This window comes from Achromobacter sp. ISS7 (assembly GCF_056523125.1).
In genome coordinates, this window is record NZ_JAWRZD010000001.1 from 40,297 (window position 1) to 59,855 (window position 19,559).

At 65.3% G+C, this 19,559-nt stretch carries 13 protein-coding genes; 12 read left to right on the forward strand and 1 reads right to left on the reverse strand.

The genetic code is table 11. From position 1 onward, the window contains the following. Nucleotides 1-4 precede the first annotated feature (4 nt). The 10 genes from nuoG (at nt 5) to AC1HFW_RS00210 (ending at nt 12,721) form a co-directional block, all read left to right on the forward strand. Nucleotides 5-2,332 (forward strand): NADH-quinone oxidoreductase subunit NuoG, encoded by a 2,328-nt coding sequence (nuoG, locus tag AC1HFW_RS00165; protein ID WP_061072199.1) that lies wholly within the window; start codon nt 5-7, stop codon nt 2,330-2,332. After that, nucleotides 2,332-3,405 (forward strand): NADH-quinone oxidoreductase subunit NuoH, encoded by a 1,074-nt coding sequence (gene nuoH / locus AC1HFW_RS00170; protein ID WP_061072198.1) that lies wholly within the window; start codon nt 2,332-2,334, stop codon nt 3,403-3,405. The genes nuoG and nuoH overlap by 1 nt, the downstream gene beginning before the upstream one ends. A gap of 21 nt (nt 3,406-3,426) precedes the next feature. Continuing rightward, nucleotides 3,427-3,915 (forward strand): NADH-quinone oxidoreductase subunit NuoI, encoded by a 489-nt coding sequence (gene nuoI / locus AC1HFW_RS00175; protein ID WP_006389216.1) that lies wholly within the window; start codon nt 3,427-3,429, stop codon nt 3,913-3,915. A 17-nt stretch (nt 3,916-3,932) separates the two neighbouring features. Further along, nucleotides 3,933-4,574: an NADH-quinone oxidoreductase subunit J gene (locus AC1HFW_RS00180; protein WP_006393409.1), complete on the forward strand. Its 642-nt coding sequence runs from the start codon at nt 3,933-3,935 to the stop codon at nt 4,572-4,574. Further along, the gene (gene nuoK, locus AC1HFW_RS00185) at nt 4,571-4,879 is read left to right on the forward strand and encodes an NADH-quinone oxidoreductase subunit NuoK (RefSeq protein WP_006217969.1); all 309 of its coding nucleotides are present in this window, start codon (nt 4,571-4,573) and stop codon (nt 4,877-4,879) included. Before AC1HFW_RS00180 ends, nuoK begins: the two co-directional genes overlap by 4 nt. A 17-nt stretch (nt 4,880-4,896) precedes the next feature. Continuing rightward, nucleotides 4,897-6,939: an NADH-quinone oxidoreductase subunit L gene (nuoL, locus tag AC1HFW_RS00190; protein WP_479281497.1), complete on the forward strand. Its 2,043-nt coding sequence runs from the start codon at nt 4,897-4,899 to the stop codon at nt 6,937-6,939. Next, a complete protein-coding gene (locus tag AC1HFW_RS00195; RefSeq protein WP_479281498.1) occupies nt 6,936-8,438 on the forward strand; it encodes an NADH-quinone oxidoreductase subunit M in 1,503 nt (500 codons plus the stop codon). Before nuoL ends, AC1HFW_RS00195 begins: the two co-directional genes overlap by 4 nt. A 9-nt stretch (nt 8,439-8,447) precedes the next feature. Further along, nucleotides 8,448-9,932, forward strand: coding sequence for an NADH-quinone oxidoreductase subunit NuoN (nuoN, locus tag AC1HFW_RS00200; RefSeq protein WP_054429647.1), 1,485 nt, complete (start codon nt 8,448-8,450; stop codon nt 9,930-9,932). A gap of 12 nt (nt 9,933-9,944) precedes the next feature. After that, nucleotides 9,945-10,274, forward strand: a complete 330-nt coding sequence (locus tag AC1HFW_RS00205; protein ID WP_006393413.1) for a DUF2818 family protein — start codon at nt 9,945-9,947, stop codon at nt 10,272-10,274. Between the two features lie 197 nt (nt 10,275-10,471). Continuing rightward, nucleotides 10,472-12,721 (forward strand): TonB-dependent receptor, encoded by a 2,250-nt coding sequence (locus AC1HFW_RS00210; protein ID WP_479281499.1) that lies wholly within the window; start codon nt 10,472-10,474, stop codon nt 12,719-12,721. Between the two features lie 435 nt (nt 12,722-13,156). On the opposite strand, the gene AC1HFW_RS00215 is transcribed toward AC1HFW_RS00210, so the two are convergent. Continuing rightward, a complete protein-coding gene (locus AC1HFW_RS00215; RefSeq protein ID WP_181952936.1) occupies nt 13,157-13,324 on the reverse strand; it encodes a hypothetical protein in 168 nt (55 codons plus the stop codon). Nucleotides 13,325-13,396: 72 nt separating this feature from the next. On the opposite strand from AC1HFW_RS00215, the gene AC1HFW_RS00220 reads away from it, so the two are divergent. Next, nucleotides 13,397-15,118 carry a ShlB/FhaC/HecB family hemolysin secretion/activation protein gene (locus AC1HFW_RS00220; RefSeq protein WP_479281500.1) on the forward strand — a complete coding sequence of 574 codons (1,722 nt, stop codon included), beginning with the start codon at nt 13,397-13,399 and terminating at the stop codon, nt 15,116-15,118. 113 nt (nt 15,119-15,231) lie between these two features. Further along, nucleotides 15,232-19,533, forward strand: a complete 4,302-nt coding sequence (locus tag AC1HFW_RS00225) for a two-partner secretion domain-containing protein (protein ID WP_479281501.1) — start codon at nt 15,232-15,234, stop codon at nt 19,531-19,533. Nucleotides 19,534-19,559 lie beyond the last annotated feature (26 nt).

Genomic DNA, 19,559 nt, shown 5'->3' on the forward strand with positions numbered 1-19,559 from the left:
AGCAATGGTTGAACTAACCGTCGACGGCAATACGGTAGAAGTGCCCGAGGGCAGCATGGTGATGCATGCGGCCCAGAAAGTCGGGCTTTACGTGCCGCATTTCTGCTACCACAAGAAACTCTCCATCGCGGCCAACTGCCGCATGTGCCTGGTCGAAGTGGAAAAGGCGCCCAAGGCGCTGCCCGCCTGCGCCACCCCCGTGACGAACGGCATGGTCGTGCACACCTGCTCCGAGAAGGCTCGCGCCGCTCAGAAGTCGGTGATGGAATTCTTGCTCATCAATCACCCGCTCGACTGCCCGATCTGCGATCAGGGCGGCGAATGCCAGCTGCAGGACCTGGCCGTGGGCTACGGCGGCTCTTCCTCGCGTTACCAGGAAGAAAAGCGCGTGGTGTTCCACAAGGACCTGGGCCCGCTGGTTTCCGCCGAGGAAATGAGCCGCTGCATCCACTGCACCCGCTGCGTGCGCTTCGGCCAGGAAATCGCCGGCGTCATGGAACTGGGCATGCTGGGCCGTGGCGAACACTCCGAAATCACGTCGTTCGTGGGCCGCTCGATCGAGTCCGAGCTCTCGGGCAACATGATCGACATCTGTCCGGTGGGCGCGCTGACCTCCAAGCCCTTCCGCTACAGCGCCCGCACCTGGGAACTGGCCCGTCGCCGTTCGGTCAGCCCGCACGACAGCCTGGGCGCCAACCTGGTGGTCCAGGTCAAGGGCGACCGCGTCATGCGCGTGGTTCCGTTCGAAGACGAAGCCGTCAACGAATGCTGGATCAGCGACCGCGACCGCTTCTCGTACGAAGGCCTGAACAGCGAAGACCGCCTGTCCGCCCCGATGATCAAGGGCGCCGACGGCAAGTGGCAGGAAGCCTCCTGGGCCGACGCCCTGGCCGCCGTGGCCCAAGGCCTGTCGCGCGTGCGTGACAGCTTCGGCGCCGGCCAGATCGGCGCCCTGGCGTCCGAATACGCCACCACCGAGGAATACGCGCTGCTGGGCCGCCTGGTCCGCGCGCTGGGTTCCGAGAACATCGACTTCCGCCTGCGCCAGACCGACCCGGCGTTCGACGCCGCGCTGACCGGCGCGCCGTGGCTGGGCATGCCCATTGCCGAACTCGACAACCTGGACCGCGTCCTGGTGGTCGGCTCGTTCCTGCGCAAGGATCACCCGCTGATGGCCCAGCGCCTGCGCCAGGCCGCCAAGCGCGGCACGCAGATCCTGATGGTCGACAGCGCCGCCGATGATCCCCTGATGCCGGTCGCCGGCCGCCTGACCGTGGCCCCGTCCGAGCTGCCGCGCGCCCTGGCCGAAGTGGCCGTGGCCCTGGCGCAAGCCAAGCAAGCCGCGGTGCCGGCCGAATTCGCTTCGGTCACCCCGGGCGAGAACGCCAAGATCATCGCCGCCAGCCTGGCGTCGGGCGCCAACACCGCCGTGCTGATGGGCAACCTGGCCGTGGCCAGCGCCCAGGCCTCGACCCTGGCCGCCAACGGCCGCGCCGTGGCCGACCTGGCCGGTGGCAAGTTCGGCTTCCTGACCTCCGGCGGCAACACCGTCGGCGGTTACCTGGCCGGCGCCATCCCGGGCAAGGGCGGCAAGAACGCCGCCGCCATGCTGGCCGAGCCGCTCAAGGCCTACGTGGTGCTGCACGCCGAGCCGCTGCTGGATGCCGACAACGGCCAGCAGGCGATCGCCGCGCTGCGCGGCGCGCAATTCGCCGTGGCCCTGACGCCTTACCGCTCGGCCGCCGCCGAATGGGCCGACGTCATGCTGCCGGTCGCGCCGTTCACCGAAACCTCGGGCACGTTCGTCAACGCCCAGGGCCTGGCCCAGAGCTTCAAGGGCACGGTCGCGCCGTTCGGCCAGACCCGTCCGGCCTGGAAGGTCCTGCGCGTGCTGGGCAACGTCCTGCACCTGGCCGGCTTCGATGACGAAACCTCCGAGTCCGTGCGCGACACCGCGCTGGCCGGTGGCGTCGAAGGCCGCCTGTCCAACGACATCAAGGCGCCGCTGGGCCTGGGCCAGGCCCTGGCCGGCCTGGAACGCGTCGCCGACGTGCCGATCTACCGTACCGACGCCATGGTGCGCCGCTCGGAGCCGCTGCAGGCCGCGCCGGCCTCGAAGCAGCCCGCCGCGCGCATGAACGGCAACACGCTGACCAGCCTCGGCCTGACCGCCGGCGTCAAGGTGCGCGTGACGGGCGGGCAGGGCGCTGTCGAGCTCGAAACCGTGCAGGACGACGCCGTGGCCGATCGCGCCGTGCGCATCGCCGCAGCCTTTGAAAATACCGCAGCCCTGGGTGGCGCATTTGGTCAACTCAGCGTGGAGCGTGCCTGATGGAATGGCTCAATGTTCTTGAAAGCCACGGCACGGCATTGCTGGGCCCGACGGTCTGGATGGTTCTCTGGACGATCATCAAGATCGTGGTCATCGCCGTGCCCATCATCCTGTGCGTTGCCTACCTGACATACTGGGAGCGCAAGATGATCGGCGCCATGCACGTGCGCATGGGCCCGAACCGCGTCGGTTTCAAGGGGCTGCTGCAGCCGTTCGCCGACGTGTTCAAGCTGCTGACCAAGGAAGTCGTGGTTCCCAGCCAGGCCAACAAGGTGCTGTTCATCGTGGCCCCCGTGGTCACGCTGATGCCGGCCCTGGCCGCCTGGGCGGTGGTGCCGTTCGGCCCCGACGTGGTCCTGGCCAACGTCAACGCCGGCCTGCTGTACATCATGGCCATCACGTCGATCGGCGTGTACGGCGTGATCGTCGCCGGCTGGGCCTCGAACTCGAAGTACGCGTTCCTGGGCGCGCTGCGCGCCTCGGCCCAGATGCTGTCGTATGAACTGGCCATCGGTTTCGTGCTGGTGACGGTGCTGCTGGTGTCCGGCAGCCTGAACATGTCCGAGATCGTGCATGTGCAGAACCGCGGCTGGTTCGCCGACAAGGGCCTGACGTTCCTGTCCTGGAACTGGCTGCCGCTCTTGCCGCTGTTCGTGATCTACGTGATCTCGGCCGTGGCCGAAACCAACCGCCACCCGTTCGACGTGGTGGAAGGCGAATCGGAAATCGTGGCCGGCCACATGGTCGAATACTCGGGCATGGCCTTCGCGCTGTTCTTCCTGGGCGAATACGCCAACATGATCCTGCTGTCGTGCATGGCTTCGATCATGTTCCTGGGCGGCTGGGCATCGCCGATCGACATCGCGCCGCTGACCTGGATCCCGGGTTGGATCTGGCTCGGTCTCAAGACGTTCTTCGTGGTTTCGTTGTTCGTGTGGTTCCGTGCGTCGTTCCCGCGTTACCGCTACGACCAGATCATGCGTTTGGGTTGGAAGATCTTCATCCCGCTGACCGGTGTTTGGCTGGTCGTTGTGGCGATCTGGATGCAGACGCCCTGGAACATTTGGCGCTAAGCCGCCAGGCAGAGGCAGGATATGGAAGCGATCAAAGATTTCTTCGGCAGCTTGATGCTGGCCGAACTGCTCAAGGGCATGCGCCTGACGGGCAAGTATTTCTTCAAGCGCAAGGTCACCTTGCGCTACCCGCAGGAAAAGACGCCGACCTCGGCGCGTTTCCGCGGCCTGCACGCGCTGCGCCGCTACCCCAACGGGGAAGAGCGCTGCATCGCGTGCAAACTGTGTGAAGCCGTGTGCCCCGCACTGGCCATCACCATCGAGTCGGACCAGCGTGACGACGGCACCCGCCGCACCACGCGCTACGACATCGACCTGACCAAGTGCATTTTCTGCGGCTTCTGTGAGGAAAGCTGCCCCGTGGACTCGATCGTGGAAACGCATATCCACGAATACCACGGTGAAAAGCGCGGCGACCTGTATTTCACCAAAGACATGCTGCTCGCCGTGGGCGACCGCTACGAAGCCGAAATCGCCCGCCGCCGGGCCGAAGACGCTCCCTACCGTTGAGCCCAGGGTCCTGATCCATGACTTTTACCACTGTCCTGTTTTACATACTGGCCGCCGTGCTGGTGATCGCGGCGTTCCGCGTGATCACCGCGCGCAGCCCGGTCACCGCCGTCCTGCACCTGATCCTGGCGTTCGCCAACGCGGCCATGCTGTGGATGCTGCTGGGCGCCGAGTTCCTCGCGCTGCTGCTGGTGCTGGTGTACGTGGGCGCCGTGATGGTGCTCTTCCTGTTCGTCGTCATGATGCTGGACATCCGCATGGATGCGCTGCGCCAGGGCATGAAGACCTACCTGCCGCTGGGCCTGGTGATCGGCCTGGTGATGGTGCTGGAAATGGCCTTCGTGCTGGGTTCGACCTGGTACGGCTCGGGCCCGCAAGCCCCGGTCGCTGGCGACTACAACAACGCCCGCGCGCTCGGTGAAGCGATGTACACGCACTACATCTACGCCATCGAAGTCGGCGCCGCGCTGCTGCTGGTCGGCATGGTCGCCGCCATCGCGCTGACCCTGCGCCGCCGCCGCGACGTCAAGTACAACGACCCGGTCGCCGCCGTCCGCGTGCGCGCGAAGGACCGCTTCCGCATGGTGAGCATGCCCGCCCAGAGCGAGCGTGCCCAGGCCCAGAACGGCACCGCCGCGGCCCAAGGAGAAAAACAATGACGCTGACGCTGGCCCATTACCTGATCCTGGGGGCGATCCTGTTCGCCATCGGGATCTTCGGCATCTTCCTGAACCGCCGCAACCTGATCATTCTGCTGATGTCCATCGAGCTGGTGCTCCTGGCCGTCAACATGAACTTCGTGGCGTTCTCCAGCTGGTTCGGCGACACCGCCGGCCAGGTGTTCGTGTTCTTCATCCTGACCGTGGCCGCCGCCGAAGCGGCGATCGGCCTGGCCATTTTGGTGCTGCTGTTCCGCAACCTGAACACGATCAACGTTGACGAACTCGATCGCCTGAAGGGCTGACGGGGTATTGGAAGAAAATGTCTAGCTCACCCAATCTCTACCTGCTCATCGCGCTGGCGCCGCTGGCCGGAGCAATTCTCGCGGGCCTTTTCGGCACCGGCTTCCTGGGCCGTCCCATCGGCCGCCGCGCCTCGCACGTCATCACCATCCTGGGCGTGCTCATCTCCGCCATCGGTTCGGTGGTGGTGCTGGGCGACGTGCTCAACGGCCTGCGCTTCGACGGCGCGGTCTACACCTGGAGCCTCATCGGCCAGACCAAGCTGGAAATCGGCTTCCTGATCGATCCGCTGTCGGCCATGATGATGGTCGTGGTGACCTCGGTGTCGCTGATGGTGCACATCTACACCATCGGCTACATGGCCGACGATCCCGGCTACCAGCGCTTCTTCTCGTACATCTCGCTGTTCACGTTCTCCATGCTGATGCTGGTGATGTCGAACAACATGGTGCAGCTGTTCTTCGGCTGGGAAGCCGTGGGCCTGGTGTCGTACCTGCTGATCGGTTTCTGGTACACCCGCCCGACCGCGATCTTCGCCAACATGAAGGCGTTCCTGATCAACCGCGTCGGCGACTTCGGCTTCGTGCTGGGTATCGGCCTGCTGTTCGCCTACGCCGGCACCATGCACTACGGTGAAGTGTTCGCCCAGGCCGACCAGCTGTCCAAGCTGACGCTGCCCGGTTCGGACTGGATGCTGCTGACCGTGGCCTGCATCTGCCTGTTCATCGGCGCCATGGGCAAGTCGGCGCAGGTTCCCCTGCACGCCTGGCTGCCCGACTCGATGGAAGGCCCGACCCCGATCTCCGCGCTGATCCACGCCGCCACCATGGTGACGGCCGGCATCTTCATGGTCGCGCGCTTCTCGCCGCTGTTCGAACTGTCGGACACCGCGCTGTCGTTCATCATCGTGATCGGCGCCATCGGCGCGCTGTTCCTGGGCATCCTGGGCATCATCCAGAACGACATCAAGCGCGTGGTGGCGTATTCGACGCTGTCGCAGCTGGGCTACATGACCGTCGCGCTGGGCGCCTCGGCCTACTCGGTGGCGATCTTCCACCTGATGACGCACGCGTTCTTCAAGGCGCTGCTGTTCCTGGGCGCGGGCTCGGTCATCATCGGCATGCACCACGACCAGGACATCCGCAACATGGGCGGCCTGCGCAAGTACATGCCCATCACCTGGATCACCTTCCTGCTGGGCACGCTGGCCCTGGTCGGCACGCCGTTCTTCTCGGGTTTCTACTCGAAGGAACACATCATCGAGGCCGCCGGCGCCGCCCACGTCTGGGGCGCCAGCTTCGCCTACTACGCCACGCTGATCGGCGTGTTCGTGACCTCGCTGTACTCGTTCCGCGTGTACTTCCTGGTCTTCCACGGCAAGGAACGCTTCGACACCAGCGACCACGGTCATGGCCACGGCCACGACGCGCATGGCCATGACGACCACGGCCACGACGACCATGGCCACGGCCACCACGGCGGCAAGCCGCACGAGTCGCCCTGGGTCGTGACCCTGCCGCTGATCCTGCTGGCCATCCCGTCGGTGCTGATCGGCGCCTGGGCGGTGGATCCGATGCTGTTCGGCAAGTTCTTCAACGGCGTGATCACGGTGCTGCCGCAGCATCCCGCCATGCACGAACTGCACGAAGAATGGCACGGCTGGGTCGCCTTCGGCCTGCACGCCTTCCAGACCCTGCCGTTCTGGCTGGTCGTGGCCGGCGCGGTCATCGCCTGGTACTGCTACTTGATCAACCCGAAGGTCCCGGCCGCGATCAAGTCGAGCCTGTCGGGCGTCAACAAGGTGCTTGAGAACAAGTACTACGTCGACTGGGTCAACGAGCAGATCATCGCCCGCGGCCTGCGCTGCCTGGGCCGTGGCCTGTGGCAGACCGGCGACCGCGGCATCATCGACGGCTTCCTGATCAACGGCAGCGCCCGCGTGGTGGGCTGGGTGTCGGCGATCAGCCGCCACCTGCAGTCCGGCTTCATCTATCACTACGCGTTCGCGATGATCATCGGCATCATGGCGCTGGTGACTTTCTTTGTGCTGATTCCCCAATGATGGCAAGCGAGATGGCATCCAACACTTTCCCCTGGCTCACGCTTGCGATCTTTGTCCCGATCGTATTCGGCCTGCTGGTGCTGGCGGTGGGCCGTGACGACCGTCCCGGTCTGACGCGCGGCCTGTCGCTGGTCGGCTCGATCGCCGGCTTCCTCGTCACGATCCCGCTGTACACCGGATTCGACTCCAAGACGGCTGCCATGCAGTTCGTCGAGAAGACCTCCTGGATCGAAGCCTTCAACGTCAACTACCACCTGGGCGTCGACGGCATTTCGCTGTGGTTCGTGCTCCTGACCGCGTTCATCACCATCATCGTGGTGCTGGCCGGCTGGGAAGTCATCACCAGCCGCGTGTCCCAGTACATGGCCGCCTTCCTGATCCTGTCGGGTCTGATGGTCGGCGTGTTCTGCGCGCTGGACGGCATGCTGTTCTACGTGTTCTTCGAAGCCACGCTGATCCCGATGTACATCATCATCGGCGTCTGGGGCGGACCGAACCGGGTGTACGCGGCCTTCAAGTTCTTCCTCTACACCCTGATGGGCTCGCTGCTGATGCTGGTCGCGTTCGTCTACCTGTGGCACGCCTCGGGTGGTTCGTTCGACATCCTGACCTGGCAGCAGACCAAGCTGGGCTACACCCCGCAGATCCTGATCTTCGTGGCGCTGCTGGCGGCGTTCGCCGTCAAGGTGCCGATGTGGCCGGTGCACACCTGGCTGCCGGACGCCCACGTCGAGGCGCCCACGGGCGGCTCCATCGTGCTGGCCGCGATCATGCTGAAGCTGGGCGCCTATGGTTTCCTGCGCTTCTCGCTGCCGATCGCGCCCGATGCCTCGCACAGCCTGGCCGGCATGATGATCACGCTGTCGCTGATCGCCGTGATCTACATCGGCCTGGTCGCGATCGTGCAGGACGACATGAAGAAGCTGGTGGCCTATTCGTCGGTCGCCCACATGGGCTTCGTCACCCTGGGTTTCTTCATCTTCAACACGGCCGGCGTCGAAGGCGCCATCGTGCAGATGATCTCCCACGGCTTCGTATCGGGCGCCATGTTCATGTGTATCGGCGTGCTCTATGACCGCATGCACTCGCGCCGCATCGCCGACTACGGCGGCGTGGTCAACGTGATGCCGCGCTTCGCCACGTTCTTCATCCTGTTCTCGATGGCCAACAGCGGCCTGCCGGCCACCAGCGGTTTCGTCGGCGAGTTCATGGTGATCATGGGCGCGGTCGAGCACAACTTCTGGATCGGCCTGCTGGCGGCCACCGCGCTGATCCTGGGCGCTTCGTATTCGCTGTGGATGGTCAAGCGCGTGGTCCTGGGCGACGTCGCCAACGACCACGTCCGTGAACTGACCGATATCAACCGCCGCGAATTCGTGATTCTTGGCGTGATGGCGATCGCCGTGTTGTACATGGGGATCTATCCCAAGCCCTTCACCGACGTGATGCACGTGTCGGTCGAGGCCCTGCTGCAACACGTTGCCGTCTCGAAACTGTAAGACAAGACAATGATGCAATCCCAAATCGATTTCGCCCTGGCGACACCGGAAATCCTCCTGCTGGTTTTCGGCCTGGCTATCCTGCTCGTCGACGCGGTCAGCAATCACCCCGAGCGCAAGCCGACGTTCCTGCTGACCATGCTTGCGCTGGGCGTGCTGACCGTGGTGTCGGTGCTGCAGTGGAAGAACGGCGTCACGGGTTCGACCTTCAATGGCCTGTACGTCACCGACGAGCTGTCGCACCTGCTCAAGATCGCCTCGTATATCGCGGTGGCGGTCACGCTGGTCTACGGCCGCGTCTACGCCCAGCTGCGCGACATGATGCGCGGCGGCGAACTGTACGTGCTGACGCTGTTCGCCCTGCTGGGCCAGATGGTGATGATCTCGTCGGGCAACCTGATCTCGATCTACCTGGGCCTGGAACTGATGTCGCTGGCGCTGTACGCGCTGATCGCGCTGCGTCGCGACAACGTCGTCGCCACCGAAGCCGCCATGAAGTACTTCGTGCTGGGCGCGCTGGCCTCGGGCTTCCTGCTGTACGGCATGTCGATGGTCTACGGCGCCACCGGTCACCTCGACCTGGCTGAAGTCTCCAAGGTCATCGCCGCCGGCAAGGCCGAGAAGCTGGCCCTGGTGTTCGGCATCGTGTTCCTGGTCTCGGGCCTGGCGTTCAAGCTCGGCGCCGTGCCGTTCCACATGTGGGTGCCGGACGTCTACCAGGGTTCGCCGACCGCGGTCACGCTGATCCTGGGCGGCGCGCCCAAGCTGGCGGCCTTCGCCATCACGCTGCGCCTCTTGGTCGACGGCCTGCATGGCCTGGCGGCCGACTGGCAGCCGATGCTGATGATCCTGGCGGTGCTGTCGCTGGCCATCGGCAACCTGACCGCCATCGCGCAGACCAACTTCAAGCGCATGCTGGCCTACTCGACCATCTCGCACATGGGCTTCGTGCTGCTGGGCCTGATGTCGGGCTCGGTGGTCGGCAAGCCGGAACTGGCCTCGTCCGCCTACGGCGCGTCGCTGTTCTACATGCTGACCTACGTGCTGACCACGCTGGCCAGCTTCGGCATCGTGCTGCTGCTGTCGCGCCAGGGTTTCGAGTGCGAGCACATCGACGACCTGAAGGGCCTGAACCGCCGCAGCCCGTGGCACGCCGCCATCGTGCTGCTGCTGATGTTCTCGCTGGCCGGCATTCCGCCGCTGGTGGGCTTCTACGCCAAGCTGGCCGTGCTGCAGGCGCTGGTCAGCGCCGGCCACGTCACGCTGGCCGTGATCGCCGTGCTGTTCTCGCTGATCGGCGCGTTCTACTACCTGCGCGTCGTCAAGGTGGTGTACTTCGACGAACCGGCGGCCGATGCCGCCCCGATGTCGGCCACCTGCGGCCAACGCGGCGTGCTGTCGGTCAACGGCCTGCTGATCCTGGTGCTGGGCCTGCTGCCGGGCGGCCTGATGGCCCTGTGCGTGCAGGCCATCCGCAGCTCGCTCAGCCTGTAAGCGGAACGGGCCATGAACCAGACCCTGGCGGTATGGCTCCTGATCGCGCTGGCCCTGGTCAGCGCGAACCTGCCCTTCCTGACGGAGCGCGTGTTCGCGGTGCTGCCGTGGAAGCGGGGCGGGGCGGACGCCGTCAAGCCGTTCTGGATGCGCCTGGTCGAAGTGCTGGTGTTCTACCTGATCGTGGGCGCCCTGGGCTTCACGTTCGAGTCCGTGCTGGGTAACCGCTTCGCGCAGACCTGGGAGTTCTACGCCATCACGCTGAGCCTGTACCTGGTGCTGGCCTATCCCGGCTTCGTGTACCGCTATCTGTTCAAGCGGCACCCGCGGCTGCGGACCTGATCCCGCCATACCCGCAGTACCCGTGAAACGCCCCGCAAGGGGCGTTTTGCTTTGGCGCCCGCGTTGTCGTCGATTGCCGTTTTTGTGGCCAATTGCCATCAAGCGACGGCATCCGCGAGTTACCGGGTCCGATTTCCCCCGCCTGGCTGAAGGCGATCAGGTTTCGCGTCCAGAATCGCAACCTTCCATAAACAGGAATGGTTGTCATTCACATTCTGGAGAGCTTGATCGTGAAACGAGAAGATTCGTACGCCCTGAATTCATTGGCCGGGTCGCTGGCCGCCGCGGTGGCGGTGCCGGCGCTGTTCGTCAGCCCCTATGCGATGGCGCAATCGGGTAGCAGCCACGTCCCCGAGTTGGCGCCGGTGCAGGTGGAAGGCGAGGCCTCGCCCTATCAACCGGACAGCGTCCAATCGTCCAAGATGACCGCGCCGCTGCTGGACACGCCGCGCTCGGTGCAGGTGGTGCCCAGGCAGGTCATGTCCGACCAGTCCGCGACCTCGCTGCAGGATGTGCTGCAAAACTCGCCTGGCATCACCTTCGCCGCCGGCGAAGGCGGCCGCGCTGGCGGCGACCTGCCCGTCATCCGCGGCCAGAACGCCGCCAGCAGCCTGTTCCTGGATGGTGTGCGCGACGTCAGCATGCAGGCGCGCGACACCTTCAACCTGGAGCAGGTCGAGATCATCAAGGGCCCCGATTCAGTCTATGCCGGCCGTGGCGGCGCGGGCGGCAGCATCAACCTGGTCAGCAAGGCGCCCAAGGCCAAGGACGCCATCGAGGCCACGGGCCAGATCGGCACCGACAGCAACTACCGCGGCACCCTGGACAGCAATTGGCGATTGGGCGAGAAGTCGGCCTTCCGCCTGAATGTCATGGGCACCAAGGGCGACGTGCCGGGCCGCGACAAGGCGGTGAATTTCTCGCGTTGGGGCGTGGCGCCGTCGCTGACGCTGGGCATGGGCACGCCGACCCGCATCACGCTGAGCTACTACCACTACCAGAACGACAGCATGCCGGACTACTCCATCCCCTACGACCCGACAGTGGGTCTGCCGGTCACGGAGACTCTCGGTATCAGCCGCAAGAACTTCTACGGTCTGGCTGGACGCGATCACATGGACACGAGTGATAACGTGGGCACCGTTGATTTCCAGCATGATTTCTCCGACAAGCTCAAGCTGCGCAGCGTGGTGCGGTATGGCCACGAAATTGCCGACTACATCGCCACTCAGCCCCAGTTCGAGCGCGCGGACCTGCTCGCGGGGGTCGTGAGAAGGCCGGGCTACGGCAGGTACTACACCACCAAGACATTCGCCAACCAGACCGACCTGAGCGGTGAATTCCTGACAGGCGAGGTCAAGCACGGGTTCGACCTGGGGTTCGAATACAGCAGCGCCAGGCAAACCATGTCCTACACCAACACCCAGGTGCTGGCCTCGGATGGCATCACCAAATGCCCGGCCGGTCTGGAGCAGACCTCGCTGTTCGATCCCGATCCGAACGTGGCTTACCCCTGCCGCACTGCCCCCGATTGGTCGGCGCCCTACGCCACCGACACCCTGGCGCTGTACGGCTTTGACACCCTCAAGTTCAGCGAGCAATGGCAGGCCAGCGTCGGCCTGCGCTGGGACGACTACCGCACCAGAGGCCACGACAAGAAACAGAAAAGCTACAGCCGCACCGACAATCTGCTGAACTATCAACTGGGCCTGGCCTACAAGCCGGTGCCTCAAGGCACGATCTACGCCTCCTTTGGCACCTCGTCCACGCCGTCGGCGGTGTCGGGCGCCACGGCATCCGACATCCTGAGAAAGAGCCAGGACGAAGCGGCCGGACCGGAGAAGAGCCGCACGGTCGAGGCGGGCGTCAAGTGGCAGGTGTTCGATGAACGCCTGACGCTGACGGGCGCGGTGTTCCAGGACAAGCGCAAGAACACCAACATCGAAGTGCTGCCGAACGAATACGAGCAGGCGGGCCAGACTCGCGTGCGCGGCATCGAACTGGGCTTCTCGGGCGCCATCACGCCCGCCTGGAACGTCTATGGCGGCTATACCTTCCTGGACAGCAAGCTGATCCGCGGCGGCCGCAAGGACATCGGCGCCGAGGGCCAGGACCTGCCGAACACGCCGCGCAACGCGTTCAGCCTGTGGTCCACCTACAAGGTGCTGCCCGAGCTGACGCTGGGCGGCGGCGCCTACTATGTCGACAAGGTCTATGGCAACGCGGATGCAGGCGTCGATGCCAGCGGCGCGCCGAAGGCGCGCTGGGTGCCGTCGTATTGGCGCTTCGATGCGATGGCCAAGTACAAGTTCAGCCCGAACCTATCGCTGCAGCTGAACGTGCTGAACGTGTTCGACACGACGTACTACACCCGCGCCCGACCGAAGAACCACGCCGCGCTCGGCACGGGACGGGCGGCGTTGTTGTCGGTGAAAGTGCGCTACTGATCCCGCAGCCTCCCGCGATGACCGCCGCCACCCGCGGCGGCATCGCGCATGCCTGCGCGGCGCGAAACCCATCCCGCGCAATCCCTGATCCCGCCTGCATCGGATGCATCTCCAGGCGCCTCGCGCGTCGGGCCGGTCTGTCGCGGCTGATCGATGGCAGCGGTGTTGTCGCGGAATTTCCTCAAGCCCGATTGCCCGCGCGTTAGTTGGTCCTGTATGCCGGGTTCGCGCCGAACTTTATCGCTATTCCGCTTCAGAATTAAAGCTGCTTCCAGGCAACGCAAACCCGTGTGGAAGCGCTCAATTTTCTAAACCGGAGATTTGTGGTGCACACATAAGCTGACTCGTTTGCAGGGCGTCCGGACCGTGGTGCCCGTACTTATCATCAACCCCTGCTCAATCACGCGATGCAACGTTGGCGCCATCCCGCAACGTTCATCGCCGCAAAGGGAAGACGGCGTTCAGCCCGCGCAAGGCACCGGTCGTGGCAATGATCGTGCTGCCGTTGGAAGCGCTTTGTTCTTTGTGTTCAGTTACCCGGATGCGGTAGCCGTCCTTTTTTAAATAGTTAACCCGGTGGTATTTTCTATGCACAATCTGCATGCGCGGGTGGGCTTCGCTCGCCTCAAAAAACACAAGACACGTCCATGTCGCGCGATGTTCACGCTGGCGCCGATGATGCTCTTGCTCGCCAGCGCGGGCGCCGCGGCGCAAAGCATGCCGCCCGGCGCGGGGGCGCTCGGCAACCAGATCCGTCAGCAGGAAACGGGGCGGCCGCCAGCGCCGGCCGCGCCGGCGCTGGTGTTGCCGCCGGAACAGGCCCGGGGTCGTGTCGCGCCGAACTCGAGTGCCACGGTGGTCGTCAAGCGAGTCGTCTTCACCGGCTTGCCGGTCCTCAAGGGCGTTGACGAGGCCGCGCTGCAGCGCGTCGTGGCGGCCGATCTCGACCACCCGCAGACTTTCGCGGGCCTGTCGGCCATGACGCAGAAAGTGACGGACCTCTATCGGCAGCACGGCCTGTTGCTGGCGCGCGCGGTGTTGCCCGCGCAGACCGTCAAGGACGGCGAGCTGACCATTCAGGTGATTCCCGGCCATTACGACCGCGCGCAAGTGAAGAACACCTCTTCGCTGCGTTCTTCCATCGTGGAGCAACTGATCCGCGCCACCACCCCCGAAGGCGAACTGGTGACGCGCGCGACGCTCGACCGCGAAGCGCTGCTGCTGAACGAAATCCCGGGGGTGACGGCGCAGGTTTCCATGGCCACCGGCACCAAGCCCGGCACCACCACGCCGGAAATCACCGTGACCCCGGGCAAGCGGTACGGGGGCTACGTGGGTCTGGACAATCAAGGCGACCGCACCACCGGCCGCGGCCGGGTCATGATGGGCGGCTACGCCAACAATCTGCTCGGCCTGGGCGACCAGTTGCGCGTGGATGTGCTGGACGCGTATGAAAAAAGCAATCTGTTCAATGGCGCCATCGACTACAGCCTGCTGCCCGGCGGCGGCCGCGGCACGCGGCTTGGCCTGAACTACAGCCATCTGAACTACCGCTACAACCTGAGCGGCCTGGCGTTCAAGGGGCATTCGGACAGCGTCGGCCTGTACGTGACGCAGCCCTGGATACGCACGGCCCGCGCGCGCGTCGATGTGCGGCTGGATGCCGGGCAGCAATTCCTGAAGGACGAGTACCCCGATCTGTTCGCCGGGTTGACGCCGTCCGGCGTCACCCTCGGCCGCAAGCAGGTCAGCCTGGGCGCGCTGTCCGTGACCGGCTCCGTGCTGGACTTGCCCGGCGGGCTGACGGGGTTCGGCGTCACCGGCACGCTGGGCAACGTGAGCCTGCGCAGCGACATGTCGCGCGAACTCGGGGCCGCGGCCAACTCCGGCGGCCAGTTCTCCCGCTTCAATTTCCAGGTCAATCACGATCAACAGATGTGGGGGCCGTTCTCCCTCTACGTCGGCCTGAATGGCCAGGTGGCGAACCACAACCTGGATGCATCGCAGAAATTCCTGATGGGCGGCCCGTCCGCCGTGCGCGCTTACGACATCGGTGACGGCACCGTGGACCAGGGGGCCGTGGCCACGGCCGAACTGCGCCTGCGCCAGGGCATCACCGCGCCGGCCTGGGCGGGCAACGCGCCGCAGGTCACGGTGGCGGCTTTCTATGACCAGGGCTGGGGCGAGCAGTACCGCAACAACACGTCCAGCCAGGGCAGCCGTCTGGCCGGCGACAACCACCTGAACCTGGCGGGGGCGGGGATGTACCTGACGCTGTCGTCGCCGGGCGACTACGCGCTGACCATGACCTGGGCGCATCGCACGGGCGTGGCGGAGCCGAACGCCGTGCACAACGACCATGACCGCTTCTGGCTGTCGGCGGTGAAGACCTTCTGACTTCCCGGCAGTGACCCATTTCGTCCATGCGGATACCTGAGCACGACGCCAGGCGCATGGCGCCCACCCGGGCTGCCGTGCTTGCGTGTCCGCATCTCCAAAGAGCATGAATCATGAACAAGATCTATCGATTGAAATTTGACCGGCGCCGCAACCAGCTGGTCGCCGTGAGCGAGCTGACCACCGGGGCTGGCAAGCAGAAAAGCACGGGCCGCTCGGCTTCGCGCGCGGGCTCCGGCGGCGCGAGCGTGCTGTCGCTGCGTCCGCTCTTGGCCGCACTCGCCTTGGTCACACTGCCCGGATTGGCGCTGGCCAATCCCGACCTGCCCGTCGGCGGCCAGATCGTCGCGGGCCAGGGTGGCATCAGCACGTCCGGCAACCAGATGACCATCCAGCAGCAGACGCAGAACCTGGTCACCCATTGGCAGAGTTTCGACGTCGGCGCGCAAAACACCGTGCGCTTCGTCCAGCCCGACAGCAACGCAGTGGCGCTGAACCGGGTGATAGGGGCCAGCGGCTCGCAGATCCTCGGAAGCCTGCAGGCCAACGGCAAGGTCATCATCCTGAACCCCAACGGTGTCCTGTTCGGCAAGGATGCGCAGGTGAACGTGGCGGGCCTGCTGGCCTCCACCAAGAATCTCAGCACCACCGACTTCATGGCGGGCCGCTACGACCTGAGCGGCGGCAGCGCCGACGCCCAGGTCGTCAACCAGGGCAACCTGGTGGCCGCGCCGGGCGGCTACATCGTGCTGGCCGGCGGCCAGGTCAAGAACAGCGGCACCATCGCCACACCCGCGGGCAAGACGGTGCTGGCGGCGGCGGACAAGGTCTCCCTGCAACTGGACAACAGCGGCCTGGTGTCGGTGTCGGTCAGTGGTAGCGTCGTCAATGCGCTGGTGGAAAACACCGGCCTGATCGCGGCGCCCGACGGCCAGGTGTTCCTGACCGCCCGCGGCCGCGACATGCTGCTGAACACGGTGGTGAACAACAGCGGCACCGTCGAGGCGCAAGGACTGGAAAGCCGCGGCGGCGAGATCGTGCTGGACGGCGGCGACAGCGGCGTGGTGAGCCAGTCCGGCCGCTTGCTGGCCGACAGCGCGGCGGGGCAGGGCGGCAAGGTCACGCTGGAAGGCCGCAACATCCACCTCGCGGCAGCCGGCAAGACCTCCGCCACCGGCAAGACCGGTGGCGGCCAGGTGTATATCGGCGGAGGCTGGCAAGGCAAGGATGGCAAGATCCGCAACGCCTCGAAGGTGGTGATGGACAAGGCCGCCACCATCGACGTCTCCGCGACGCAAAGCGGCAATGGCGGCACCGCCGTGCTGTGGTCGGAGGACTACACCAACTTCCAGGGGAACATCCTGGCGCGCGGCGGCGCTGGCGCCGGTAACGGCGGGCAGGTGGAAACGTCGTCCCGCGGGAATCTCCAGGCCTTTGGCGATGTGGACGCCTCCGCGCCGGCTGGGCTGGGGGGCAACTGGCTGCTGGATCCGCTGGATGTGGCGATCGTCAGTGGCGCCGCGAACGTGGGTACGGCCGTCACTGGCGATGCGGCATCGGGCCAGGTGTTCAGCCCTTCCGCCGCGGGTGCGCAGGTCAGCGCGGCAAAGATCTCCGAACGATTGAGCGCCGGGACCAGCGTCACGGTGGATACGCATGGTGCAGGCGACCAACCCGGCGCCATCACGGTCAAGCTGGACGCGAAAATAAAGAAGACCGCGGGCGGCGATGCAACCCTCACGCTGAAGGCGGACAAGGGCATCTCGTTCGAAGATCGAACATGGACCGATCCGGCAAACCCCGACCTGGCCATGGTCTCAACCGCGGGCAAACTCAACGTCAACCTGCTGACGGGAAATGGCGGACAGGACGGAACTGTCACTATCGGAAATTATGTTCACTTCAACCTGAACGGCGGTGATTTCCATGCTGGCCCGGCGAACGTCGCCAGCGGCAAGACGTCCCTGGTTTTCTCCAACAATGGCTCGATCACCGCGGGCAATATCATCCTGGACACGCTGGGGGGGACGAGTGGAAGTTTCTATAGCCTGGTTGCCGCGGGTGACCTGAAGGTGAACGGGCCTTTGTCGCTCAAGGCGGGGTTCACCCTGATTTCGAACCTCTCGGCCGGGCGATCGCTCGAGATCATCGCACCGTCGGGAGACATTCGGTTTTCCTTCATGCCCTCGGGGGCCGGCAAGGCCGACAAGGACGACTACGGGACGATCGCCATCCAGGGCAAGAGTGGGGTCAACCTACAGGCGAATAGCGGCCATCTGGCGATGAGCGTCGCGGACCGCGCCAAGCAGGGCATCACGATCAGCAGCAGTGCCGGTGCGGTCAACCTCGGCGGGAAAGTCCAGGATGGCACCAACGGGCTCCAGCTCGGCAGCGTGGACATCACCTCGGCGGGCAGCACGAAACTCGATGGCCTCACGTACTTCGGCAAGGCCGCACTGTTGTCCGACGTGACGCTCAAGGCGGGGGGCAATATTGACATCACCGGTATCGCCAAGAAGCTGAGTACCGAGATGGTGGGCGGTGCCGGCTCCAACGGCGTGACTTTGACGAACAGCCGTCTCACGTCTGGCGGCAACGTCACGTTGACCGGATTGTCGGGATCCGATCCCGCCAACGAGAACCCGGGCAATGCGCTGACCATCGCGGGCAGCACCATCACGGCGGATGCCGCTGCAGGGAAGATCCTGTTGACGGGCACGACCCGGAGCATCATCGGTGTAAGGATGACCGATAGCACGCTCTCCGCCGCGAGCCTGGAGGTCAACGGCATCGCCACGGACAAGGGGATGGGATTTTCCCTGGAAAACAATACGCTCAAGGGAGGTTTGGCCGTCCCCAAGAACGTCGTGCTCAGCGCCGCGGGTTCCGCCGAAGGCGTGACGAACCTGCCCGCCGTGGAAACGCCGGTGAAGCCGGTGGAGAAGGATCCAGCGACGCCGTCGGAGAAGCCGGTGGATTCGTCCTCGGACAAGGAAACCACGACGCCGACGGAGACGCCGGTGGATTCGTCCTCGGACAAGGAAACCACGACGCCGTCGGACAAGCCTGAAGGTACCCCGCCTGTCAAGGATCCGGACCAGTCGTCGGAGACACCGGTGGAATCGCTGCCGGTCAAGGATCCTGCCGCGCCGTCGACGAAGCCCGAAGATGCGTCGTCGAGCGAGGATCCGGCGACGCCGTCGGACAAGCCGGTGGAGCCGTCCCCGGACAAGGAAATCACGACGCCGTCGGACAAGCCGGTGGATTCGTCCTCGGACAAGGAAACCACGACGCCGTCGGACAAGCCTGAAGGTACCCCGCCTGTCAAGGATCCGGACCCGTCGTCGGAGACGCCGGTGGAATCGCTGCCGGTCAAGGATCCTGCCGCGCCGTCGGAAAAGCCCGAAGATGCGTCGTCGAGCGAGGATCCGGCGACGCCGTCGGACAAGCCGGTGGAGCCGTCCCCGGACAAGGAAATCACGACGCCGTCGGACAAGCCGGTGGATTCGTCCTCGGACAAGGAAACCACGACGCCGTCGGACAAGCCTGAAGGTACCCCGCCTGTCAAGGATCCGGACCCGTCGTCGGAGACACCGGTGGAATCGCTGCCGGTCAAGGATCCTGCCGCGCCGTCGGAAAAGCCCGAAGATGCGTCGTCGGACAAGGAGCCGGCCACGCCGTCGGAGACGCCGACGGATCCGTCCTCCGACAAGGAAACCACGACGCCGACGGACAAGCCTGAAGTCACTCCGCCGGTCAAGGATCCGGATCCGTCGTCGGAGACGCCCGTAGAACCGTTGCCAGGTAAGGATCCTGCCGCACCGTCGGAAAAGCCCGTCGACCCGGTGGAGAAGCCTGCCGACCCGGTGGAGAAGCCCGTCGACCCGGTGGAGAAGCCCGTCGACCCGGTGGAGAAGCCCGTCGACCCGGTGGAGAAGCCCGTCGACCCGGTGGAGAAACCCGTCGACCCGGTGGAGAAGCCCGTCGACCCGGTGGAGAAACCCGTCGACCCGGTGGAGAAACCCGTCGACCCGGTGGAGAAACCCGTCGACCCGGTGGAGAAGCCCGTCGACCCGGTGGAGAAACCCGTCGACCCGGTAGAGAAGCCCGTCGACCCGGTGAAGCCGGCCGAGCCCGAGAAGCCGATCGATGAGGTGCGCGGTCCGTTCCCGCAGTTGACGGCCGAGGATGCGAAGCTCGTCACGAGCGCGACTGTGGTCACGCAGGGACAGAGCAGCGCCAACGCCCAGACCTCGGCCCAGACCCAGGCGCCTCAGAGCGGCTTCCATGTCAGTGGTGAACCGGCGGTGCCGGCCAGCCACTACCAGATGGCGGCTCAGGAGGTGGACGTCAGCGTGTGCGCGGGCGAAGAGTGCGGGGCGGTGAAGCTGGATGCTTCGAAGCCGTCCGAGTAACCCATCCGAGTAACACGGCGTAGCGC

What these genes read in the sequence shown, in the direction of transcription:
- AC1HFW_RS00220 (WP_479281500.1), top strand. Translation starts at nt 13,397, where the DNA reads ATGATGCTCTTGCTCGCCAGCGCGGGCGCCGCGGCGCAAAGCATGCCG.
- AC1HFW_RS00180 (WP_006393409.1), top strand. Translation starts at nt 3,933, where the DNA reads ATGACTTTTACCACTGTCCTGTTTTACATACTGGCCGCCGTGCTGGTG.
- nuoL (WP_479281497.1), top strand. Translation starts at nt 4,897, where the DNA reads ATGTCTAGCTCACCCAATCTCTACCTGCTCATCGCGCTGGCGCCGCTG.
- AC1HFW_RS00215 (WP_181952936.1), bottom strand. Translation starts at nt 13,324, where the DNA reads ATGCAGATTGTGCATAGAAAATACCACCGGGTTAACTATTTAAAAAAG.
- AC1HFW_RS00225 (WP_479281501.1), top strand. Translation starts at nt 15,232, where the DNA reads ATGAACAAGATCTATCGATTGAAATTTGACCGGCGCCGCAACCAGCTG.
- nuoN (WP_054429647.1), top strand. Translation starts at nt 8,448, where the DNA reads ATGATGCAATCCCAAATCGATTTCGCCCTGGCGACACCGGAAATCCTC.
- nuoH (WP_061072198.1), top strand. Translation starts at nt 2,332, where the DNA reads ATGGAATGGCTCAATGTTCTTGAAAGCCACGGCACGGCATTGCTGGGC.
- AC1HFW_RS00195 (WP_479281498.1), top strand. Translation starts at nt 6,936, where the DNA reads ATGATGGCAAGCGAGATGGCATCCAACACTTTCCCCTGGCTCACGCTT.
- AC1HFW_RS00205 (WP_006393413.1), top strand. Translation starts at nt 9,945, where the DNA reads ATGAACCAGACCCTGGCGGTATGGCTCCTGATCGCGCTGGCCCTGGTC.
- AC1HFW_RS00210 (WP_479281499.1), top strand. Translation starts at nt 10,472, where the DNA reads ATGGTTGTCATTCACATTCTGGAGAGCTTGATCGTGAAACGAGAAGAT.
- nuoI (WP_006389216.1), top strand. Translation starts at nt 3,427, where the DNA reads ATGGAAGCGATCAAAGATTTCTTCGGCAGCTTGATGCTGGCCGAACTG.
- nuoK (WP_006217969.1), top strand. Translation starts at nt 4,571, where the DNA reads ATGACGCTGACGCTGGCCCATTACCTGATCCTGGGGGCGATCCTGTTC.
- nuoG (WP_061072199.1), top strand. Translation starts at nt 5, where the DNA reads ATGGTTGAACTAACCGTCGACGGCAATACGGTAGAAGTGCCCGAGGGC.